Source organism: Actinomadura litoris (genome assembly GCF_009733595.1).
Lineage (GTDB): Bacteria > Actinomycetota > Actinomycetes > Streptosporangiales > Streptosporangiaceae > Spirillospora > Spirillospora litoris.
Genome location: NZ_WOFH01000007.1, coordinates 367,367 through 388,760, shown reverse-complemented (window position 1 = coordinate 388,760; position 21,394 = coordinate 367,367). Strand labels below are relative to the sequence as shown.

At 73.6% G+C, this 21,394-nt stretch carries 16 protein-coding genes; 13 read left to right on the top strand and 3 right to left on the bottom strand.

Annotation, left to right across the window (positions count from 1 at the left end):
• Window positions 1–46: 46 nt before the first annotated feature.
• The 4 genes from GNZ18_RS22130 (at window position 47) to GNZ18_RS22115 (ending at window position 3,240) form a co-directional block, all read left to right on the top strand.
• Window positions 47–256, top strand: a complete 210-nt coding sequence (locus GNZ18_RS22130; protein WP_156218411.1) for a hypothetical protein — start codon at window positions 47–49, stop codon at window positions 254–256.
• 146 nt (window positions 257–402) lie between these two features.
• Complete coding sequence (locus GNZ18_RS22125) at window positions 403–930, top strand: TlpA family protein disulfide reductase (RefSeq protein WP_156218410.1); 528 nt, start codon at window positions 403–405, stop codon at window positions 928–930.
• A 4-nt stretch (window positions 931–934) separates the two neighbouring features.
• Complete coding sequence (locus tag GNZ18_RS43735; protein ID WP_216651401.1) at window positions 935–2,764, top strand: ABC transporter ATP-binding protein; 1,830 nt, start codon at window positions 935–937, stop codon at window positions 2,762–2,764.
• Window positions 2,761–3,240, top strand: coding sequence for a S26 family signal peptidase (locus GNZ18_RS22115; protein WP_156218409.1), 480 nt, complete (start codon window positions 2,761–2,763; stop codon window positions 3,238–3,240). The genes GNZ18_RS43735 and GNZ18_RS22115 overlap by 4 nt, the downstream gene beginning before the upstream one ends.
• 15 nt (window positions 3,241–3,255) lie before the next feature.
• On the opposite strand, the gene GNZ18_RS22110 is transcribed toward GNZ18_RS22115, so the two are convergent.
• Both GNZ18_RS22110 and GNZ18_RS22105 read right to left on the bottom strand, forming a co-directional pair.
• Window positions 3,256–3,801 (bottom strand): DUF4352 domain-containing protein, encoded by a 546-nt coding sequence (locus GNZ18_RS22110; RefSeq protein ID WP_156218408.1) that lies wholly within the window; start codon window positions 3,799–3,801, stop codon window positions 3,256–3,258.
• Window positions 3,802–4,024: 223 nt separating this feature from the next.
• Window positions 4,025–4,378: a PaaI family thioesterase gene (locus GNZ18_RS22105; RefSeq protein ID WP_374225458.1), complete on the bottom strand. Its 354-nt coding sequence runs from the start codon at window positions 4,376–4,378 to the stop codon at window positions 4,025–4,027.
• A 137-nt stretch (window positions 4,379–4,515) separates the two neighbouring features.
• Here GNZ18_RS22105 and polA point away from each other — a divergent pair, with 137 nt between their 5' ends.
• The 9 genes from polA (at window position 4,516) to GNZ18_RS22060 (ending at window position 15,489) form a co-directional block, all read left to right on the top strand.
• On the top strand, window positions 4,516–7,206 hold the full coding sequence (gene polA, locus GNZ18_RS22100) for a DNA polymerase I (protein ID WP_214617867.1): 2,691 nt from the start codon (window positions 4,516–4,518) through the stop codon (window positions 7,204–7,206).
• 463 nt (window positions 7,207–7,669) lie between these two features.
• On the top strand, window positions 7,670–8,761 hold the full coding sequence (locus GNZ18_RS22095; RefSeq protein ID WP_312874666.1) for a polysaccharide deacetylase family protein: 1,092 nt from the start codon (window positions 7,670–7,672) through the stop codon (window positions 8,759–8,761).
• 238 nt (window positions 8,762–8,999) lie between these two features.
• On the top strand, window positions 9,000–10,493 hold the full coding sequence (gene rpsA / locus GNZ18_RS22090; protein WP_156218407.1) for a 30S ribosomal protein S1: 1,494 nt from the start codon (window positions 9,000–9,002) through the stop codon (window positions 10,491–10,493).
• A gap of 171 nt (window positions 10,494–10,664) precedes the next feature.
• Window positions 10,665–12,608 carry an endonuclease/exonuclease/phosphatase family protein gene (locus GNZ18_RS22085; protein ID WP_246250118.1) on the top strand — a complete coding sequence of 648 codons (1,944 nt, stop codon included), beginning with the start codon at window positions 10,665–10,667 and terminating at the stop codon, window positions 12,606–12,608.
• 38 nt (window positions 12,609–12,646) lie between these two features.
• Complete coding sequence (locus tag GNZ18_RS22080; protein WP_156218406.1) at window positions 12,647–13,144, top strand: GNAT family N-acetyltransferase; 498 nt, start codon at window positions 12,647–12,649, stop codon at window positions 13,142–13,144.
• A 207-nt stretch (window positions 13,145–13,351) separates the two neighbouring features.
• Entirely contained in the window at window positions 13,352–13,945 is a 594-nt protein-coding gene (coaE, locus tag GNZ18_RS22075; protein ID WP_312874665.1) for a dephospho-CoA kinase, read from the top strand.
• A gap of 79 nt (window positions 13,946–14,024) precedes the next feature.
• Entirely contained in the window at window positions 14,025–14,435 is a 411-nt protein-coding gene (locus GNZ18_RS22070) for an SSI family serine proteinase inhibitor (protein ID WP_156218405.1), read from the top strand.
• Between the two features lie 99 nt (window positions 14,436–14,534).
• Window positions 14,535–14,939: an SSI family serine proteinase inhibitor gene (locus tag GNZ18_RS22065; RefSeq protein WP_156218404.1), complete on the top strand. Its 405-nt coding sequence runs from the start codon at window positions 14,535–14,537 to the stop codon at window positions 14,937–14,939.
• Window positions 14,940–15,081: 142 nt separating this feature from the next.
• The gene (locus tag GNZ18_RS22060) at window positions 15,082–15,489 is read left to right on the top strand and encodes an SSI family serine proteinase inhibitor (RefSeq protein ID WP_156218403.1); all 408 of its coding nucleotides are present in this window, start codon (window positions 15,082–15,084) and stop codon (window positions 15,487–15,489) included.
• Between the two features lie 35 nt (window positions 15,490–15,524).
• Here the strand turns inward: GNZ18_RS22060 and GNZ18_RS22055 are convergent, their stop codons facing one another.
• On the bottom strand, window positions 15,525–21,356 hold the full coding sequence (locus GNZ18_RS22055) for a WD40 domain-containing protein (protein ID WP_156218402.1): 5,832 nt from the start codon (window positions 21,354–21,356) through the stop codon (window positions 15,525–15,527).
• Window positions 21,357–21,394 lie beyond the last annotated feature (38 nt).

Here is a 21,394-nt window from a genome sequence, read left to right as displayed (position 1 = left end):
TGGCCGGCGAGAACACCAGTTACCTTTCCTTGAGAGGAGGACGCCGATGCTCGCGAAACTCAGCGACCGGGCACTGGAGATCTTCGCGCCGAAGGTGACGGCCGCGGCCGGGGACTGCTTCACGCAGACCTGCGGGTGCCACGGGACCGGAAGCTACGCCCCGAGGTGGATCTACTTCCGCAACTGCTGCTGGACCGGTCAGGCGGGCGGGCCCTACACCTGCGGCTCGTGCTACAACACCGGCGCGCAGTGCTGACGCGCGGGTGAGTGCCCGGGGCCGGCCGCCGGGCGCCCACGCGGTCGGCCCCGGGTCCGCGCCCGGCATTCGGCCATTCCGCGGCCGGTGCGATGTGAAGTGCCATTCCCGGTGTTCCTGAACCAGTTCGCAGAACGGGGAGAACCATGTCCATTCCGGGTGCCGTCGCCGCGCTGGCGGCGGTTCTGTGCGTCCTGAACCTGGTGCTGACCTTCGGCGTGATCCGCAGGCTGCGCGAGCACACCACCCTGCTCTCGGCGCGCGGGAGGGCGGCGCTCGATAATCCCCTCGTCGAGATCGGGACGCCGGCCGAGCCGTTCTCGACCGTCACCGTGGACGACGTCGAGATCGACGGCGGCGCTTTCACGGGAAAGACCACCGTCGCGTTCTTCTCCCCGGACTGCGAGCCGTGCCGCGAGAAGCTGCCGAGGTTCGTGGACTACGCGAAGAGCCTGCCGAACCCGCGGGAGAGCCTGCTCGTCGCGGTCGTCGGCGACAGGGCGGACGGCCGCGGCTTCATCGACGCGCTCGCCCCCTACGCCAACGTCGTCAGCGAGCAGCCGTTCGGCCCGCTCGGCAGGGCGTTCGGCGTCAGGATGTATCCGACCGTCCTCCAGGTGGAGCCGGACGAGCGGAACCGCCTCGTGGTCGTCGACAACGACGTCGTGTTCTAGGCCGGTGGACGCGGACGTCCCCGGGACGCCCAGGAGCTCGGCGATCGCGTGCCTCACCGAGGCCGTCCGGCTGGCCGTCCGGGCGAGCGGGGGCGAGCTGCTGCTGTACGTCCCGATCACGCTGTTCGCCGGGGTGTGCCCCGTCGCGATCGCCTGGCTGACGAAGCTGCTGCTCGACGGCCTGGTGCGGCCGCGCCCGCACGTCCCGGGGTGGCTGCCCGTCGGGTTGACCGCGCTCGGCGCCGTCTACGCCCTGAGCCCCCAGGTCGTCGTCTACCTGCGCGCCGAGATGGACCGGAAGATCAGCCTGTTCGCGCAGGACGAGCTGTTCGGCGCCGTCAACGCCTGGAAGGGGCTGGCGCGGTTCGAGGACCCGCGCTCCCTGGACGGGCTGCGGATGGCCCAGCAGGCGGCGTCCGCCGCGCCGGGCTCGGTGCTGGAGGGGGTGCTCGCCTCGGCGCGGGGCGCGATCACCGTCACCGGGTTCCTGGGCGCCCTGTTCACGCTGAGCCCCGTCCTGACCCTGCTCGTCGTGGCGGCGGGCGTGCCGGTGCTGGTCGCCGAGACGGCGCTGGCCAAGGCGCGGGTGCGGATGCTCTGGCGGGTCGGCCCCGTCGAGCGGAGGGAGATCGCCTACGGGCAGCTCCTCACGAGCGTGGAGGCCGCCAAGGAGGTGCGGCTGTTCGGCATCGGGGCGTTCCTGCGGCGGCGGATGAGCGAGGAGCGGCGCAAGGCCAACAGGGCCCGCAGGCGCGTGGACGGGCGGGAGCTGCTCATGCAGGTCGGCCTCGGGGCCGTGGCCGCGCTCGTGTCCGGGTACGGGCTGGTGTGGTCGGTCTCGGCGGCCCTCGACGGGCGCCTGTCCGCCGGGGACGTCACCGTCGTCGTCGCCTCGATCACCGGGCTGCAGGGCGCGTTCGCCGTGCTGTCCAACGAGATCGCCCGCGCGCGCCAGGCCACGCTGATGCTCGCCGGGTACGTGGACCTGGTCCGCGCGGCCCCGGACCTCGCGGTCGCCCGGCCGCGCGCCGCCCCGGCGCCGCCGGTCCCGTGGCCGCCGGCACCCCGCATCGAGTTCCGCGACGTCTGGTTCCGCTACTCCGACGAGCACCCCTGGGTGCTGCGCGGCCTGAACCTGGAGATCCCGCCGGGGGAGGCCACGGCGATCGTCGGCGCGAACGGCGCGGGCAAGTCCACCCTGGTCAAGCTGCTCTGCCGGTTCTACGACCCGACCCGGGGGACGATCCTCTGGGACGGCGTCGAGCTGGCCCGGCTCGACGTCGACGAGCTGAGGGCGCGCATCAGCGCCGTCTTCCAGGACTACATGCGCTACGACATCAGCGCGCTGGAGAACATCGCGGTCGGCGACCTGAGCCGGATGCGGGACGGGCGGCACGTGGTCGAGGCGGCGAGCAGGGCGCGGATCCACGAGCGGCTGCTCTCCCTGCCCGGCGGCTACGGCACCCCGCTGACCAGGATGTTCCCGGCGGAGGACGGCGAGGGGGAGGGCGTCGTGCTGTCCGGCGGCGAGTGGCAGCGGATCGCGCTGGCCCGCGCCTTCCTGCGCGCCGACCGCGACCTCATGATCCTGGACGAGCCGTCCTCGGGGCTGGACGCCGAGTCCGAGCACGAGATCCACACGACCCTGCTCGACCTCCGGCGGAGGTCGACGAGCGTCCTGGTCTCGCACCGGCTGAACGCCGTCCGCGACGCGGACCGCATCGCGGTCATCAAGGACGGCGCGGTCGCCGAACTCGGCGACCACGAGACGCTCATGCGGAAGAAGGGGGAGTACTTCCGGATGTTCGACCTGCAATCGAAGGGCTACACGTGACCGGGCGGCGGACGGGCGCCGCGGCCGCGGCGGTGGTCGGCGCCGCCGCGCTGCTGGCCGTCTCGGCCCGGAGGCGGTTCGTGGTCGTCACGGTCCAGGGCGCGAGCATGGAGCCGACCTACCGCTCGGACGACCGGGTGCTGGTGCGGCGCGGCCGCGCCCCCGCGCGGGGCGAGATCGTCGTCGTCGAGCAGCCCGTCGTCGGCCTCGGGTGGCCCGCGCCCCCGGTGCCGCGCGGCGGCGCGCCCGGTGGGCTGGCCCGCCGCGACTGGTACATCAAGCGGGTCGCGGGGGCGCCGGGCGACGACCTGCCCGCGGAGGCCGGGCTCATCGCACCGGCGCCGAACGGACGAGTCCCGGACGGCGGCTACGTCCTCCTGGGCGACAACCCGCGGAACAGCGTGGACTCGCGGCAGATGGGCCTCTTCCCCCGCGAGAGGATCCTCGGCACGGTCGTCCGCGTCCTGGACCGCTGACCGCCCGGCGGCGGGTCAGGGGAGCGGGATCTCGGCGGGGGCGGGGTCGCTGACGGCCCCCACCGGCGGGGACCCCTGCAACCGGACGGCCTTGGCCTTCGACCCGCGCGGCACGTCGAACCACAGGTCGAACTCGCAGCGCATCGACGCGCCGACCGACAGCCGCTCCGGCTGCCGCTTGATCATGGTGGCGTTGACGTCGGGCCCGTAGGACCTGCCGTCGGTGGTGACGAGCCGCTGCTTCCAGGTGTCGAAGACCTGGATGTCGCGGCCGGTGTTCACCGCGAGCAGCCGGACGCGCGCGAAGGCGCCGTGGGCGCCCATGGCGGCGTGGGTGCCCATCACCTCCGTCATCCGCTCACGGAACCCGATCACGGTGAACTCCATGTCGGCGCTGCGTCCGGTCCTGCCGGTCGTGGCGGCCTCGGACTCGCGGACCTTCTCGGCCGGGATCGCGTAGGTGGCCGCGGACCTCCCGTCCCCCGAGCCCGAGCAGCCCGCCGGCAGGACGGCGGCGAGCACGAGCGCGAGCGCGGCACCGGATCGCTTGATCGGAGGCATGGACGGAACGTACGGCCGATCCCCGGACGGGGTGAACGGTCCACGACGGATCGCAACCCAACCGCGACCCCGGCGCGGGCGGGGCCGGGCACGCAGAAGCCCGGGATCACCTTTGGGGCCGTACGAACCTTCCCCGGGCGCGTACGTTGTCTACTCGGTGATCCCGGGCCGTTCCGATCCACGCTACAGACCCGGGGCGGTCGACCGCAAAGGAAGCGGCGGATCAGGCGCCGGGGAGATCGCGGAGCATGCAGGTCAGGCGCGCGGTGCAGACCCGCCGGTCCCGGTCGTCGGTGATCACGATGTCGTAGGTGGCGAGCGTCCGGCCGCCGTGCACGCGGGTCGCGACGCCCGTCACGAAGCCCTCGCTCGCCGACCGGTGGTGGGTGGCGTTGATCTCGATCCCGACCGCGATGCGGGACGGGCCGGCGTGCAGCGCGGCGCCCGACGAGCCGAGCGTCTCGGCCAGCACGCAGGAGGCGCCGCCGTGCAGCAGCCCGTACGGCTGGGTGTTCCCCGCGACCGGCATGCGCCCCACGACCCGCTCGGCGCTGCCCTCCAGGAACTCGATCCCCATGGACTTGGCCAGGTCACCATAGGAATGACCGTCCAGGCCCGAGAGGATCCTGGCATTCCGCTCGGTCGCGCTCTCGCCGCCGGTGTCGCTCACGAAGCCTCCGCAAAAGTGTCCCAGGCGCAGACTAGAGTCCTGGTGTGGCGACCACAGCATCGACCCCTGACAAGCGTGACCGGCTCCTCCTGCTCGACGGGCACTCCCTGGCCTACCGGGCGTTCTTCGCCCTGCCCGTGGAGAACTTCTCCACCACCGACGGGCAGCCCACCAACGCGGTGTACGGCTTCACGTCCATGCTCATCAACGTCCTGCGCGACGAGCAGCCCACCCACATCGCGGTGGCCTTCGACCGCTCCGAGCCGACGTTCCGGCACGAGCAGTACGTGGAGTACAAGGCGGGCCGGGCCAAGACCCCCGACGAGTTCCGCAGCCAGGTCAGCCTGATCTTCGAGGTGCTGGACGCGCTGCGCGTCCCGCGGATGTCGGTCGCCGGGTTCGAGGCCGACGACATCATCGCCACCCTGTCGGTGCAGGCCACCGCGGCCGGCCTCGACACCCTGATCGTCACCGGCGACCGGGACGCCTTCCAGCTCGTCGACGAGCACGTGACGATCCTGTACCCGGTGCGCGGCGTGTCCGAGCTGGCCCGGATGGACCCGGCCGCCGTCGAGGCCAAGTACGGCGTCCCGCCCGAGCGCTACCGCGAGCTGGCCGCGCTGGTGGGGGAGAGCAGCGACAACCTGCCGGGCGTCCCCGGCGTCGGCCCGAAGACCGCCGCCAAGTGGCTGGTCAAGTACGGCGACCTCGCCACCCTCGTCGACCGCGTCGAGGAGATCAAGGGCAAGGCCGGCGACAGCCTGCGCGAGCACCTCGCCGGCGTGCTGCGCAACCATCAGATCAACAAGCTCGACACCGAGGTCGGCCTGGAGCTGACCCCGCCGCAGCTCGCCATGGGCCAGTGGGACCGCGAGGAGATCCACACCCTCTTCGACTCGCTCCAGTTCCGGGTGCTGCGCGAGCGCCTGTACTCCTCGATCTCCGCCGCCGAGCCCGAGGCCGACGAGGGCTTCGAGGTCGAGCTGGAGGCGCTGGAGCCCGGCGCGCTCGGCGCCTGGCTGGAGGCCAACGCCGGCGACCGGCTCGGCCTCGCCGCCACCGGCACCTGGGGGCGCGGCACCGGCGAGCTGACCGCGCTCGCGCTGGCGTCCAAGAAGGGCCCCGCCGTCCACCTCGACCCGGTCGAGCTGATCGAGGACGACGAGCGCGCCCTGGCCGCCTACCTCGCCGACGCGTCCCGGCCGAAGGCCCTGCACGAGGCCAAGGGCCCGATGCTCGCGCTCGCCGCGCGCGGCCTGGCCCTGGACGGCGTCACCAGCGACACCGCCCTCGCCGCCTACCTGGCGCTGCCGGGCCAGCGGACCTTCGACCTGTCCGACCTCGTCCTGCGCTACCTGCACCGCGAGCTGCGCAACGAGACCGAGGACTCCGGCCAGCTCACCCTCGACGGCTCCGGCGAGGAGGAGGCCGCCGAGGCGCTCGCCGTCCGCGCGCGCGCCGTCGCCGAGCTCGCCGACGTCCTGGACACCGACCTCGACAAGCGCGGCGCCACCCGCCTCCTGCACGAGGTCGAGCTGCCGCTCGTCGGCGTCCTCGCCGGGATGGAGCGCGCCGGGATCGCCGTCGACGCCGACCACCTGTCCGGGCTGTCGGCCTCCCTCGGCGCGCAGGTCAAGGAGCAGGAGCGCGGCGCCCACGAGGCGGTCGGGCGCGAGTTCAACCTCGGCTCCCCCAAGCAGGTGCAGCAGGTCCTGTTCGACGAGCTGAACCTGCCGAAGACCAAGCGCACCAAGACCGGCTACACCACCGACTCCGAGGCGCTCACCACGCTGCTGGAGAAGGACGGCCACCCCGTCCTGGAGCGCATCCTGCGCTGGCGCGAGGTCGCCAAGCTCAAGAGCATCGTCGACTCCCTCATCCCGATGGCCGACGACGCCGGGCGCATCCACACCACCTTCAACCAGATGGTCGCCGCCACCGGCCGGCTGTCCTCCACCGACCCGAACCTCCAGAACATCCCGATCCGCACCGCCGAGGGCCGCCAGATCCGCGAGGCGTTCGTCGTCGGCGGCGGCTACGAGTCGCTCCTCACCGCCGACTACTCCCAGATCGAACTGCGGATCATGGCGCACCTGTCGGAGGACGAGGCGCTGCTGGAGGCGTTCGGCTCCGGCGCCGACTTCCACACCATCACCGCGTCCCGCGTGTTCGGCCTGCCGCCCGAGCAGATCGACTCCGAGCTGCGCGCCCGCATCAAGGCGATGAACTACGGCCTCGCCTACGGCCTGTCGGCCTACGGGCTCTCCCAGCAGCTCCGCATCTCCCCCGACGAGGCGCGCGGGCTCATGGAGGAGTACTTCCAGCAGTTCGGCGGCGTCCGCGACTACCTGCACGACATCGTCGCCAGGGCCCGCCAGGACGGCTACACCGAGACGATCCTCGGCCGCCGCCGCTACCTCCCCGACCTCAACTCCGACAACCGGCAGCGCCGCGAGATGGCCGAGCGGATGGCGCTCAACGCCCCCATCCAGGGCTCGGCCGCCGACATCATCAAGGTCGCGAGCCTCGACGTCGACCGCGCCCTGCGCGCCGCCGACCTGCGCTCCCGGATGCTCCTCCAGGTCCACGACGAACTGGTCTTCGAGGTCGCCCCCGGCGAGCTCGACGCCCTCAAGGACCTGGTCAGCGCCCGGATGGCCGGCGCCTACGAACTCCGCGCGCCCCTCGGCGTCTCCATGGGCACCGGCCGCACCTGGCAGGACGCTGCTCATTGATTCAATCTCGGCCCAGGTGGGCTCGCCTGGCGGCTCGCCCACCTGACCGATCTTGTGCGAGCGCGGCATCGCTTCGCGATCTTCCCGGTGGGGGCTCGCCTTCGGCTTCGCCCCCACCGGTCAGTTACGCGCTCGCGTGACGGCTGAGGTCCGCTCCTCGGGCCGTTGCCCTGTGGTCTGTTCTGGGTGACTTCTGTCGGCCCAGGTTTCTTCGGCGTGTCTGAAATGTTCGACTCGTTCCTCGGTGGCGCGGGTGGGTTTACCGGGGGTTTTCGGACTTGGGCGGATCCCGTGGGCGGGCGGGGCGGTGCGTGAAGATCAGGCGGGTAAGCGAGTAGGTGTCCGTGGATGTCCGGGGCGCTCTACGCTGTCCCTGGTCGTGCTTCAGGTCCTGGTCCGCGTCGAGGACGGGGGGAACGTGCCTCTCCTACACAAGATCGCCGGAGTTGTGATCATCTGTGCCGTGGTGCTCGGGCTCACGCTGCCGGGGGAGAGACGGGGGCACCGCGACAAGAAGGAGCCCACCGCGACGCAGGCCGGAGCCGCGGGCACGATGACGCCGACCGGGCGGGCGGCTCCCGGGGGCGGGGTGAAGGACCGGCCCGCCGGCTCCTCGGCGACGCCGGTGAGCCCGACGCCGACCGTCACGGCGCCGATCCCGGCGGCGGCGCCCGGCGCGGTGGCCGCGAAGGCCAACGAGCTGGGCCAGGTGCCGGTGCTCATGTACCACCGGATCATGAAGAAGGCGGAGCTGTCGCTGGACCGCTCGTCCAAGGAGCTGTACGACGAGCTGACGCGGCTGGCCAGGAGCGGCTACGTCCCCGTCACGGCGGCGGAGTTCGTCGGCGGCCGGTTCGACGTGCCCGCCGGGAGGCACCCCGTGGTGCTGACCTTCGACGACAGCACTCCCGGCCATTTCGGGCTGGACGCGCGGGGCGACCCCGAACCCGACACCGCCGTCGCGGTCATCGAGCAGGTGGCGCGGGAGAACCCCGGGTTCCGTCCCGTCGCGACGTTCTACCTCAACAAGGACCTGTTCCAGCTGAGCGGGGCCGAGGCGGCCGCGGGCGTCAGATGGCTCGCCCAGCACGGGTTCGAACTCGGCAACCACACGACGACCCACCCGGACCTGTCCGGCATGTCCGAGAAGCAGGTCCGCGACGAGATCGGCGGGATGGAGGACGAGATCCTCGGCCTCGCCGGCGCGCACACCACCACGCTCGCCTACCCGTTCGGGTCGGCGCCGCGCAAGAAGGCGTGGGCGCGCGAGGACGCGCGGTACCACTTCCAGGGGATCTTCCTGGCGGGGTGGCGGCCGTCGGAGTCGCCGTTCGACGAGAGGTTCGACCGGTGGGCGATCAACCGCGTCCGGTCCGAGGGGAAGATCGCCGAGAACGACTGCAAGCGGTACTGCTCGACCGCCTGGCTGGAGTATCTGGACAAGCACCCCGATGAGCGGTACACATCTGACGGCGACCCGAACACGGTCACGATTCCGAGGGCCGCGGAGGACCGGATCGCCAAGCAGTACAGGGCCCGCGCTCGTGTTTACTAGCCGGGAGCGGCCGCATGCGGATTGACCACGAGAGATTGGTCCCATATCCTGATCGCTGCGCTGTGGGCCTGCGTGCGCTTCGGACGGAGCAGGCTCGCGCTCGGTCAGGTCGGCGACATCGGTTCGGTACAGCGACGGGGCACCGCCCGCGTCCCCTTCCGGTTCTCGGCAGGGCGGATAACGGCCCTCCGCGCACAACCCATACGACTTCCATGTCCGTACCGGAGCCAGCCGACACATGACGAGCAGCACCGAGGCCACCTCGACCACCCCGCAGGTAGCGGTCAACGACATCGGGTCCGAGGAAGCCTTCCTCGCAGCGATCGACGAGACCATCAAGTACTTCAATGACGGCGACATTGTCGAAGGCACCGTCGTCAAGGTCGATCGTGACGAGGTCCTCCTCGACATCGGCTACAAGACCGAGGGCGTCATCCCCTCGCGCGAGCTGTCCATCAAGCACGATGTCGACCCCAACGAGGTCGTCACCGTCGGCGACCACGTCGAGGCCCTCGTCCTCCAGAAGGAGGACAAGGAGGGCCGGCTGATCCTGTCCAAGAAGCGCGCCCAGTACGAGCGCGCCTGGGGCACGATCGAGAAGATCAAGGACGAGGACGGCATCGTCACCGGGACCGTCATCGAGGTCGTCAAGGGCGGCCTCATCCTCGACATCGGCCTGCGGGGCTTCCTGCCCGCGTCGCTGGTGGAGATGCGGCGGGTCCGCGACCTGCAGCCCTACGTGGGCCGCGAGCTCGAGGCCAAGATCATCGAGCTGGACAAGAACCGCAACAACGTGGTCCTGTCCCGCCGCGCCTGGCTGGAGCAGACGCAGAGCGAGGTCCGCCAGACCTTCCTCAACACGCTGCAGAAGGGCCAGGTCCGCAAGGGCGTCGTCTCCTCGATCGTCAACTTCGGCGCGTTCGTCGACCTGGGCGGCGTGGACGGGCTCGTGCACGTCTCCGAGCTGTCCTGGAAGCACATCGACCACCCGTCCGAGGTCGTCGAGGTCGGCCAGGAGGTCACGGTCGAGGTCCTGGACGTCGACATGGAGCGCGAGCGCGTCTCCCTGTCGCTCAAGGCCACCCAGGAAGACCCGTGGCAGCAGTTCGCCCGCACCCACCAGATCGGCCAGGTCGTGCCGGGCCGCGTCACCAAGCTGGTGCCGTTCGGCGCGTTCGTCCGGGTCGAGGAGGGCATCGAGGGCCTGGTCCACATCTCCGAGCTGGCCGAGCGGCACGTGGAGATCCCCGAGCAGGTCGTCCAGGTCGGCGACGAGATCTTCGTGAAGATCATCGACATCGACCTCGACCGGCGCCGCATCAGCCTGTCGCTCAAGCAGGCCAACGAGGGCGCTGCGGCCATCGAGGAAGAGGACTTCGACCCGACGCTGTACGGGATGCCCGCCGAGTACGACGAGCAGGGCAACTACAAGTACCCCGAGGGCTTCGACGCCGACACCGGCGAGTGGCTCGAAGGGTTCGACGAGCAGCGCGAGACCTGGGAGCGGCAGTACGCCGAGGCCCGCGCCCGCTTCGACGCCCACCGCAAGCAGATCGAGGAGGCCCGCAAGGCCGAGGCCGAGGCCGACGCCGCCCCCGCGGGCGGTGCCGGCGGTGGCGGCGGCGGCGAGACCTCCTACTCCGGCGGCGGCGAGAGCGAGTCGACCGGTGGCGCCCTCGCCACCGACGAGGCGCTCGCGGCCCTGCGGGAGAAGCTCTCCGGCGGCCAGTGACCCGTCACTGACACCGAGACCACGGCCGGAGAACGATCTTTTGGGATCGGGCTCCGGCCGTGGCCGTTTCGCGCGCGGGAACACCCGCCAGGGCAATAGAGTCCGCAGTGCCGCACGGCCGCGGCGCCGTCGCGCGCAGGTCCGCTCGTCCCCCGGGGAGCTCTTGTTCAATTGGCCACCACAGACGCAGGCACCAAGCCCGGCCCGGCCGCCGGGCCCATGATCGTCCCGCAGGGGCCCGCCAGGCTCGCGCTGATCGCGATCACGGTCGCGGTGCTCGCGCAGACCCTGCGTTTCTCCCTTCCCCAGATCGACCACTTCGCCGACGACGCCGGCAACGGCCTCGCCGCGCTGGCGGTGCTGGTGGTCTACCTCGCCGGGTTCGCGGCGCCGGCGCTGCGCCGCGCCGCCGGGCCGCGCGGGCTGCTGGTCGCCGGGGTCGGCGGGCTGCTGGCCGTCCGGCTGCTCGCCCAGGCGCTCGGCGCCCAGACCTGGCTGGCCTTCGTCGGCACCGCGATCGGCATGGTCGCGGTGGCGGCCCTGTTCGAGGGCGCGCGCGGCCTGTCGGGCGTCGGGTTCGCGACCGCGACGGTCGCGGGCCTGTCCGCCGACTCCGCCGTCCGCATGTGCTTCGCCACCTGGGACCCGGTGTGGCGGTCCGGGGCCGGGCCGTGGCTGGCCTGCGCCGCGTTCGTCCTGCTCGGCGCCGGCGCGCTCTGGCGCGAGCTGGCCTCCGGGCCGGTCACCGCGCCCGGCATCTCCTGGCGGGACGCGCTGGGCGCGGCGGCGATCGGCCCGTTCCTGGCACTCCAGGTGCTGGTGCTGTCCAGCCCCGCGTTCGTCGCCTCGTCGGGCTGGCGGTCGCTGACCGCCGCGCACGCGGTGATCGTCGTCGGGCAGGGCCTCGCGCTGGCCTTCCTCGCCTCCGGCCTCGCCGTGCGGGCCGTGCCGGGCGGCGTGTGCGTGCTCGGCGGCACCGTCCTCGGCGTCGCCGCCGGGTCCGTCGCCGGGACCTACGCGATCGCCGGCATCGAGGTCGTGCCCGTCGTGATCGTCGGGCAGGTGCTGTCGGCGTGGCTGCTGGCGGTGGCCTGCCGCGCCCCGCTGCGCCGCGCCGGGACCGGCGGACCCGCCTGGCGGATCGACGTCGGCGCCGCGCTCGGCGGCCTGCTGGTCGCGCTGATCCTCGTCCCGTACCAGGTCAGCGCGGTGTCGCCGCTGCCCTTCCCCAACAACGCGCTGCCGGGCCTCGCCGGGATCCTGCTGGGCGTGCTCGCCGCCGCCGCGGCGGCCCGCGGCGGACCGCTCCCGGCCCGCGCCCCGCTGCGGGCGCTGACCGCCGGCGCCGCCGCGCTGCTGCTGTTCGCCGGGACGCTGGTGTTCACCGTCGCCGCGCCGGACGGCAAGGCGGTGGCCGGGCCGGGCTCCGGGCAGGTCCGGCTGCTCAGCTACAACATCCACGACTCCGTCAACCAGGACGGCCGGCTCGACCCCGAGGGCATCGCCCGCACCATCGAGGGGCAGCGCGCCCAGGTCGTCCTGCTCCAGGAGGCGAGCCGGGGGTCGCTGCTGTCGGGCACCACCGACGTCGGCGTATGGCTGTCGCGGCGCCTCGGCATGAAGCTGATCTGGGGGCCCGCCGCCGACGGCCAGTTCGGCAACGCGATCCTGACGTCGCTGCCGGTCCGCTCGTCCGGGACGGGGCGGATGGCCAAGGGCGACTGGTCGCAGATCCGCGGCTACGTGTGGGCGCGGCTCGCCGTCGGGCAGACCACGATGGACGTGTGGTCCACGCACCTGGAGGGCGGCGACGGCCAGGCCGACGAGCGGGCCCGCGAGGTCGCCGCGCTCGTGCGCGCCTGGGGCGGCGCCCCCCGCACGGTCATCGGCGGCGACTTCAACGCCGAGCCGGGCAGCCCCGAGCTGAGCGGCCTCACCGACACCGACCTGCGCAGCGCCGCGCTCGGCGCCGACACCTCCCCGACCCGCTCGGACGGCAAGCGCGTCGACCAGGTCCTCGGCTCCGAGGGGCTGATGTTCACCGACTACGACGTGCCGCGCTCCGACGCGTCCGACCACTACCCGATCGCGGTGACCATCCGGGTCGGCCGCTGACCCCCGCGCGGGGCCCGCGCGGGTCTAGGGTCGGGCGCATGACCGAACAGACCGTCGCGATCACGCGGGCGGACGCCGCGGACGCGGGCGCGCTGCTGACCGTCCAGCGCGCCGCCTACGTCAGCGAGGCGCAGCTGTACGGCGACCCCTTCCTGCCACCGCTGGTGGAGTCGCTGGACCAGCTCGGCAAGCTCCTCGCGGGCGAGGCGGTGGTGCTGAAGGCGACGCTGGACGGACGGCTCGCCGGCGCCGTCCGCGCCCAGTTCAGCGACCGCACCTGCCTGGTCGGGCGGCTCGTCGTCGTCCCCGACCTCCAGGGCCGGGGCATCGGCGGCGACCTGATGCGGGCCCTGGAGCACGAGGTGGCCGGCCGCGCCGACGCCTGCGTGCTGTTCACCGGCCACCTCAGCGAACCCGCGCTGCGCCTGTACCGCGGCCTCGGCTACACCGAGACCCACCGCGAACGCGTCGCCGCTCACCTGACCCTCGTCCACATGCGCAAACCCCTCCCGGCCGCGGAGAACCCCGGAACCTAGGGGGTGCGTCGTCGAGGTGGCCTCGGCTGTCACGCGGGCGCGTTGGCTGAGCGGTGGGGCCGAACCGGGAGACGAGGCCCCACCGGAAGGTCGCGAAGCGATGCCGCGTCCGCACAGGGTCGATCAGCGGGCGAGCACGCTGGGCCGAGATCGCAGTGATCACAGCCGCGGGCCGGGGCCTAAACAACACGGGCTAGGGTGAAACCCGTGTTGAACGTGGGGCTCACCGGCGGGATCGGTTCGGGCAAGAGCGAGGTCGCGGCGCTGCTGGCCGCGCGCGGGGCCGTGGTCATCGACGCCGACCGGCTCGCGCGGGAGGTCGTCGCGCCCGGCACCCCAGGGCTCGCCGCCGTCGCCGCCGAGTTCGGCGACGGCGTCCTGCTGCCCTCGGGGGAACTGGACCGGGAGCGGCTCGGCTCGATCGTGTTCGCCGATCCGGACCGGCTCGCGGCGCTGAACGCGATCGTCCACCCGCTGGTGGCGGAGCTGACGCGGCAGCGGACGGAGGCGGCGCCCGCCAGCGCCGTCGTCGTCCACGACGTGCCGCTTCTCGTCGAGAACGGGCTGGAGTCCCGCTACGACGAGGTCGTGGTCGTGGACGCGCCGGAGGAGGTCCGCCTCGACCGGCTCACGTCCCGCCGGGGCATGACCGAGGACGCCGCCCGCGCCCGTATGGCGAGCCAGGCCACCCGCGAGCGGCGCCGCGCCGTCGCGACCCGCGTCATCGACAACTCCGGCACCCTCGACGACCTCGCGTCCCAGGTGGACGCCCTCTGGAAGGCCCTGACCCCCCGCGCGTGAGGTGGCCGGTTGCGGACGCGGCGGGTGTCCGCCGGAGTGGTGTACTGAGCCCACTCGACTCCGGCTCTGAGGAGATGTCATGACCCGTGTCACGCTCCGCGCGATCCTGGGATCGGCCCTGTTGGCAGGCGGGGTGGGCGCGCCGGCCCCCGCCGCGACGGCCGCCGAGGCTCCCCACCCGGGTACGCAGATCACGCTCGCCCTCGTCCCCCACCAGGGGTCTCCAGGCGCCCCTCGCCATGTGGTCCTGACCTGCGAACCGGCCGGCGGGCCCCTGCCCCACGCGCAGGAGGCGTGCGACGAACTCGCGCTGGTGAACGGGAACGTCGCGGCGGTTCCGCGTCGACAGGCGACCTGCCCCCAGGACTGGCTCCCGGTCACCGCGTCCGCGGGCGGACGGTGGCGGGGCATCCCGATCCCGTCCTTCTCGCAGGACTTCCAGAACGAGGGCTGCGCACGCATCGGACGCGGTCACGTCTTCGACTTCTGAACTCCCCGTCCGGACGCGGCGGTGGCCGGTTGCGGACGTGGCGGGCGTCCGGCGGAGTGGTGTACTGAGCCTACTCGACTACGGTTCTGAGGAGATGTCATGGCCCGTGTCATGTTCTGCGCGATCCTGGGATCGGGCCTGTTAGCGGGTGGCGGCGCGGTGACTCCCGCCGCGACCGCCGCCGCGGCCCCCGCCCCGGCGACGGAGATCACGCTCAGCGTCGTGCCCCAGCCGGGAACCCCCGGCGCCCCCCGCCGGACCGTCCTGACCTGCGACCCCGCCGGCCCCCTGCCCCGCGCGCAGCAGGCGTGCGACGAACTCGCCAAGGCGAAGGGGGACATCTCGCGGGTTCCGCCGCAGCAGGCGGCCTGCGCCCAGGTCTGGCTCCCGGTCACTGCGTCCGCGTCCGGACGGTGGCGGGGCGTACCGATCCCGCCCTTCTCGCAGACCTACACCAACGACGGCTGCGCACGGATCGCCCACGGCCACGTCTTCGACTTCTGACCGCCGGCGGGCAGGACGCATCGGCCGTCAGCCCGCCGAGCACCCGGTCATCTCACCAAGCCCCCCGCCCCGCCGCAGAACCACTCCGCGATATCGGCGGGCCGGGGGGAGCCCCGCTCGACTTCGACTCCAAGGAGATGTCATGACGCGCGTCACGCTTCGCATGGTCCTGGGATCGGCCCTGTTAGTGGCCGGCGGCGCGGTGGCCCCCGCCGCGTCCGCCGCCGCGGCCCCCGGCCCGCTGACGAGGATCACGCTCAGCGTCGTCCCCGAGCCGGGAACCCGCGGCGACGCCCGCCGCATGGTCCTGACCTGCGACCCGGCCGGTCCCCAGCCCAACGCGCAGCAGGCGTGCGACGAACTCGACCTGGCCTACGGGGAGGTCGCGCAGGTTCCGCCACAACGCGACAGATGGTGCTTCACGGATCGGGCCCCGGTCACCGCGTCCGCTTCGGGGTGGTGGCGGGGCATGTCGATCCGGCCGTTCGCGAAGGTCATCTCCAACGACTGCTTCGCGCGGATCCAGTACGGCCACGTCTTCGCCTTCTGACCCTCGGCAGCGGGCGCCGACCCCGGCCGGGGCGGTCATAGCGGGGCGTCCAGGGGGACCTGGCGCACTTCGGGGAGGTAGGTGTCCAGCTCGCCGGGTTCGAAGCGGCACATGCCGACCGCGTACCAGAACTCGGCGGTGGCCTCGCCCTCCCACTTGTAGCGTCCGTCGGGCGCGAGGGCGGCCCAGCCCGCGGCGAGGCCGAGGAGGGTCGCGCGGCGGACGGGGGCCGCGGGGTCCGCCACGTCCCAGAGGATGATCGCGCCGTCGTCGCCCGCGGAGGCCAGCAGCGTGCCGTCGGGGCTGAAGGCCACCGACCAGACGCGGCGGGTGTGGCCGTCGAGGGTGTGGAGGAGGTCGCCGGTGGACGGGTCCCACAGGCGCACCGCCATGTCGTCGCCCGCGCTGGCCAGCAGCCTCCCCGACGGGTGGAACGCGGCCGTCCACAGCCGGCCCGCGTGGCCGGTCAGGACGTGCAGCGTCGCGCCGGTGGACGGGTCCCACACGCGGACGGTGCCGTCGTTCCCGGCGCTGGCGAGGACGTCGCCGGACGGCGCGAACGCCACCCGGTAGACGCGGTCGGAGTGGCCGCGCAGGGTGGCGGCGAGCCCGCCGGTACGCGGGTCCCAGAGGCGGACGAGGCCGTCGTCGCAGCCCGTGGCGACCAGCGCGCCGCCCGGCGCGAAGTCGATCGAGCGGACGCGGCCCCGGTGCCCGGCGAGGTTCACGATCTCGCGGCCGGTCGTCCAGTACCAGAGCCGGACGCTGTCGTCGTCGTTGGCCGTGGCGAGGACGTCGCCGTCCGGCGCGAACGCCTGCGCCCACACGTGGTCGGTCTCGACGTTCAGCTCCCGCTCGAACGTGCCGGTGCCCGCCTGCCACAGGTGCACGCCGCCGTCGTTGGTGGCGGTCGCGAGCTGGGAGTCGCGGGTGTTGAACAGCGCGGAGGTGAGGTTGTCGGCGACGCCCCGCAGCTCGCGGACGAGGCGCCCGGTGCGCGGGTCCCAGAGGCGGACGAGGCCGTCGTTGCCGCTGGAGGCCAGCAGGCCGCCGCCGGGGCTGAAGGCGACGCCGGTGACCCGGCGGCCGTGCCCGCGCAGGACCAGGCGGCACTGCCCGGTCTCGGTGTCCCACAGCCGGGCGGTGCCGTCGTTGCTGCTGGTGGCGAGCTGCGCGCCGTCGGGGCGGAACGCGAACGGCCACACCGCGCCCCGGTGCCCGGCCAGCTCGACGCGCTGCCGCCCGGTCGCCGGGTCCCACAGCCGGACCGACCCGGCGCTGTCGGCGGTGGCCAGGCGACCGCCGTCGGGGCTGAAGGCGGCCTGGTAGATGCCGCCGCCGTGGCCGGTGAGGGTGGCGCGGTGCGCGCCGTCCTCCCAGAGCCGGACGGAGGCGTCGGTGTCGCCGGTGACCAGGAGCCGCCCGTCGGGGTGGAAGGCGATGGCGTAGACGCGCCCGGTGTGGCCGATGAGCTCCTGGCGGATCTCGCCGGTGCGGATGTCCCAGAGCCGGACGACGCCGGCCTCGTCGCCCGCCGCGAGCAGCGAGCCGCCGGGGTGGAACACGGCGCGGAAGACCGCGCCCCGGTGGCCGGTCAGCTCGCGGCGCAGCGCGCCGGTCGCGAGGTCGAAGACGCGCAGCGTCCCGCCCTGGTCGCCGGTGACCATCAGCGACCCGGCCGGGTCGAACACGGCGGTGAAGACGGGCGGGGTGTGGCCCGCGAACCGGTGGCGCTGGGCGCCGGTGGCGAGGTCGAAGACGCGGACGACGCCGTCGGCGTCCCCGGCGGCGACGAGGTCGTCGCCGCCGGCCACCACGGGCCACACGCCCTCGGGGTGGACGTCCAGGACGTGCGCGCAGTGGCCGGTGGCGAGGTCCCACAGCCGGAGGGTGCCGTCGGCGGACCCGCTGGCCAGCACGTTGCCCTCGCGGTCGAACGCCACCGCGTAGGCGCGGTCGGTGTGGCCCTGGAGGGTGCGGATCGGCCTGCCGGTCACCGCGTCGCAGACCAGGACGCCGCCGTCCTCGTTGCCGACGGCGAGGACGGACCCGCCGGGGCTGTAGGCGAGCGGCTGCGGCAGGCGGCTCGTCTGGAAGTGGAACCCGTAGGGGACGCCGACGGCGGCGGGCGCGACCTGGATGTCGACGGGGCGGCCCGGCGCGATCGCCGCCTCGCGCAGCTCGGGCGCGGCGGCGACCCGGTCGGGCAGGTCGGCGTCGACGAGCGCGGCGCGCGTCCAGCGGCTGCCCTCGACCGCGACGTCGCGCAGGTCGGCGCGGGCGAGCCGGGCCCGGGACAGGTCGGCGCCGCGCAGGTCGGCGCCGGTGAGCCGCGCCTCGTCCAGCCGGGCGCCGGCGAGGGAGGCGTCGCGCAGCACGGCGTGCGAGAGGTTGGCGCCGACCAGCAGCGCGTCGGTGAGGTCGGCGCCGGTGAGGTCGACCTCCTGGAGGTCGCGGTAGGAGAGGTCCTCGCCCTTCAGGACGGCGCCGCGCAGGTCGGCGCGGGCCGGGGTGCGCAGCCGGGTGGTGATCCGGATCGCGTTCGCGCGGGCGGCGTCGGCGGCGGCCGGGTCGGCGAGGACGCGCTCGGCCCACTCCTGGCAGGCGCGGTTGTCGGCGAGGTCGCACAGGAAGTCGACGGTGAGCTGGGACAGCGCGCGCCGTCCGAGCGCGGCGGGCGCGGCGCCCCGGTCCAGCTCGCGGGCGATGTGCCTGGCCACGAGCCATTCCATGACCGACACGTGGATGAACCCGAACAGGCCCTCGTCGGTGCGGACGAGCAGGCTGCCCGCGCCGACGGCGTGCGTCACCTGGTGCGGCGACAGCCGCCCCTCGGCGAGGCCGGTGAGGGTGTCGGCGACGTCGGCCAGCTCGGCGAGCCGAAGGAACCGGTCGTCGCCCTCCCACAGCCGCAGCGCGAGCGTGCCGACCGCCTCCCACATGTCCTCGACCCGCAGGCCCGGCTGGCCGCCCGCCGGGCGGACCCGCTCGGCCTCGTACTCCAGCCAGGACGAGAGGATCTCCTCGTACAGGTCGGCGGGGCTGACGGTGGTGCGGGCCCGCGCGACGGCGCGCAGCCGGTCGCCCGGCAGGTCGGCGATGAAGCTGAGCATGCGCGGGTTCGGGGTGAGCGCGAGCAGCTCCTCCACGCCCGACAGCAGCCCGAGCCGCTCGTCGGCGGCCTCCTCGTCGCCGTACCGGTTGACCAGGTAGGAGCGGACCTGCGACGGGGTGAACTCCTCCAGCCCGAGCACGCGCCGGTGCGGCAGCACGCCGACCCGCTCGCCGAGCGCGGTGAGCACCTGCGCCTGCGACTTGAAGTGCTGGGTGCGGCTCGCCACGACGATCTTCGCCTTGTCCTGGGCGGCCCGCAGCAGCGTGTCGAGGTGGTCGGCGGCCTGGTCGTAGGTCACCCTGGTGACCAGCTCGTCGAACCCGTCGAACAGCAGCACGATGCGGCCCTGCCGGAGCATGTAGTGGAACGCCTTGAGGTCGATCAGCTCCTCGCCGTGGTTGGCCAGGTGCGCGGCGACCAGGCCGTCCACCGAGTGCGCCTTGTCGAGCGCGCGCAGCTCGATCAGGATCGGGACGACGTGCGGCAGCTCCTGGGGGATCCGGCGGGCCAGCTCCCGCAGCGAGAACGTCTTGCCCCGCCCGAAGTCGCCGAGCAGCAGCAGGAACCGGCCGTGGTCGGCGGCCAGCAGCCGCAGCATCTCGCCGACGACGTCCTCGCGGACCTCGCCGGGCCCGCCCCCGCCCTCGCCGTCGGCGCGGAGGCGGTCCAGCTCGCGGTAGCGCTGCGGGACGTACAGCGACGGCGGGTACAGGCCGCCGGAGGCGAGCCGCCCGGTCTGCGCGGAGACGTACTCCGACAGGTCGAGCAGCCCCTGGAACTCGGTGAGGCTGCGCACCCGGATGCCGCGCCGCAGCGCGTCCTCGCGCAGCGAACGGGCGGGCGCCGGGCCGAGGTAGACCAGCTCGGACCCGTGATCGGCGCCGTCGGCGTGGACGTGCCGCACGAACGCGTCCACGTCGTCCTCGGTGACCCGGCCGACGTGCGCGCCGATCCGATACTGCCGGACGAACCCGTCCTCCAGGTGGGTGAGCAGCAGGTGCGGCGTCTCGGCGCGGCCGTCCTCGCGCGCGGGCGGGACGACGCGCCGGATCGTGGCGCGCTCGAACCGGGTCTCGCAGGCCTCGGTGAGCCGGTCGAGCAGGCGCGCGACGGGGTCGGCGGCGGCCTCGTCCTCGCCTGCCCCGCCGGGGGCGGGGGAGCCGCCGGGGCCGAGTTCGGGTGCCGGGCCGGCGGCGCCGCGCCCGGACGGCAGGGGGAACGTTCCCTCCACCCGCGGCCAGGCGGCCTCCAGTCGCTCGGGGCCCCGGCGCGCGGCGTCCTCGGGGATCCACCGCTCCATGCCGTCGCGGCGCAGCACGACGATCTGGTGGCGGCCGGGCCCGAGCGCGGGGACGGCCGGGACGCCCGAGGCCAGCAGCGGCACCGCGCCGAACTCCGAGGGCGCGCCCTGGAAGAACACGTTCACGTGCCCGCCCAGCAGCGTCTCGACGGTCTCGGGGTCGCGCAGGGCGCCCGGCTCCCCGGCGATCGGGGTGTGCTCGACCACGCCGAGGCGCAGCCAGCCCTCGTCCTCGAAGTGGCGGAGCCGCTCGTTGAACCAGGCGGCCTGCGCCTGCCCCACCCGGCCGTAGCGGTCCTCCTCGCGGTGGGTCTGCGGCAGCGTGGAGTTGAGCCCGGCGACCGCCACCTTCAGGTCGGGGACGGGGAACAGCGTCCACGGCTGCGCGCTGTCGAAGATCAGCGAGTCGAGGCCCTGGTAGAACTCCTTGAACAGGCCCGCGAAGTGCCGCCACTTCGGCCAGTACGGCGGCTGCGGCTCGATGTCGTCGGCCTCGCAGCTGGAGAAGTAGGCCTGGCACGCCGCGCGGGTCACGTCGTGGGTGCCGGGGACGACCACCACCCGCTGCGCCTCCAGCCCGAGCAGCGCCCGCAGGCTCGTCAGGAACGACAGCGCCTCGGTGAACTCCTTGCGGCTGCCCGAGTGGGTGAGGTTCCCGGTGACGACCAGCAGGTCGGGGCGCGGGACGCCGGAGTCGGCGAGCCGCGCCACATCGCTCCAGATGCGGTCCTGGAGTTCGCTGGCGGTCGTCGGCTCCCCGGGCTCGGCGAGCGTCCGGCCGAACCGGGGGCCGCCCACGTGCAGGACGCTCAGGTGCTCGCGGTCCTCCTGGGGGCCGCCGTCGCGGGCGGGGAAGGCGGGCGCGGCGACCGGCGCGCGCCGCACCGGCCGCTCGCCCGTCGGCGCGGGCGGCTCCGGAGGCGGCTCGGCGCGGCCCTCCTCGACCCGCCCGGCGAGCGGGGGGCGGGAGAGCCCGCCGGGGAACCCGGGCCCGTCCAGCGGGCGGGCGTGCCCGGCCAGGGCCTCTCCGATGCGCCGCATCAGCAGCTCGCGCGCCCGGTCGGGGTCGTCGACGCCGACGAGGTCCACATAGGTGATCGTCGACAGCAGGCCGTCGATCGGGCAGTCCTCGATGCGGACCGTCACGAGCTTGCGCGCCGGGTCGTCGGGGTCGGCCCGCAGCGCCGCCATCCACTCCAGGCGCCCGTAGCGGGAGCGCAGGTAGTTGCTCGACAGCACCGCGACGACGGCCTTCGCCTCCGACAGGCCCCGGTCCATGAAGTCGATGAAGTTCGTGCCGGGCACGAAGTCCCACGCCTGCATCATCGTCCGGTGCCCGGCGGCCTCAAGCTGCCAGGCGATCCAGGACGCCCACCGCTCGTCGGCGGGCGAGTAGCTGATGAAGAAGTCGGTCGGACGCTCCTGCCTGGAGTGGTCACCGGGGGGTGTCATGCCGCCAGTATCGCGTGCGGGGGCGGGGAGTTCAGCAC

Coding starts and splice junctions, on each gene's coding strand:
- GNZ18_RS22130 (WP_156218411.1), top strand. CDS start 47: ATGCTCGCGAAACTCAGCGACCGGGCACTGGAGATCTTCGCGCCGAAG.
- GNZ18_RS22125 (WP_156218410.1), top strand. CDS start 403: ATGTCCATTCCGGGTGCCGTCGCCGCGCTGGCGGCGGTTCTGTGCGTC.
- GNZ18_RS22110 (WP_156218408.1), bottom strand. CDS start 3,801: ATGCCTCCGATCAAGCGATCCGGTGCCGCGCTCGCGCTCGTGCTCGCC.
- GNZ18_RS22105 (WP_374225458.1), bottom strand. CDS start 4,378: ATGGGGATCGAGTTCCTGGAGGGCAGCGCCGAGCGGGTCGTGGGGCGC.
- rpsA (WP_156218407.1), top strand. CDS start 9,000: ATGACGAGCAGCACCGAGGCCACCTCGACCACCCCGCAGGTAGCGGTC.
- GNZ18_RS22080 (WP_156218406.1), top strand. CDS start 12,647: ATGACCGAACAGACCGTCGCGATCACGCGGGCGGACGCCGCGGACGCG.
- GNZ18_RS22070 (WP_156218405.1), top strand. CDS start 14,025: ATGACCCGTGTCACGCTCCGCGCGATCCTGGGATCGGCCCTGTTGGCA.
- GNZ18_RS22065 (WP_156218404.1), top strand. CDS start 14,535: ATGGCCCGTGTCATGTTCTGCGCGATCCTGGGATCGGGCCTGTTAGCG.
- GNZ18_RS22060 (WP_156218403.1), top strand. CDS start 15,082: ATGACGCGCGTCACGCTTCGCATGGTCCTGGGATCGGCCCTGTTAGTG.
- GNZ18_RS22055 (WP_156218402.1), bottom strand. CDS start 21,356: ATGACACCCCCCGGTGACCACTCCAGGCAGGAGCGTCCGACCGACTTC.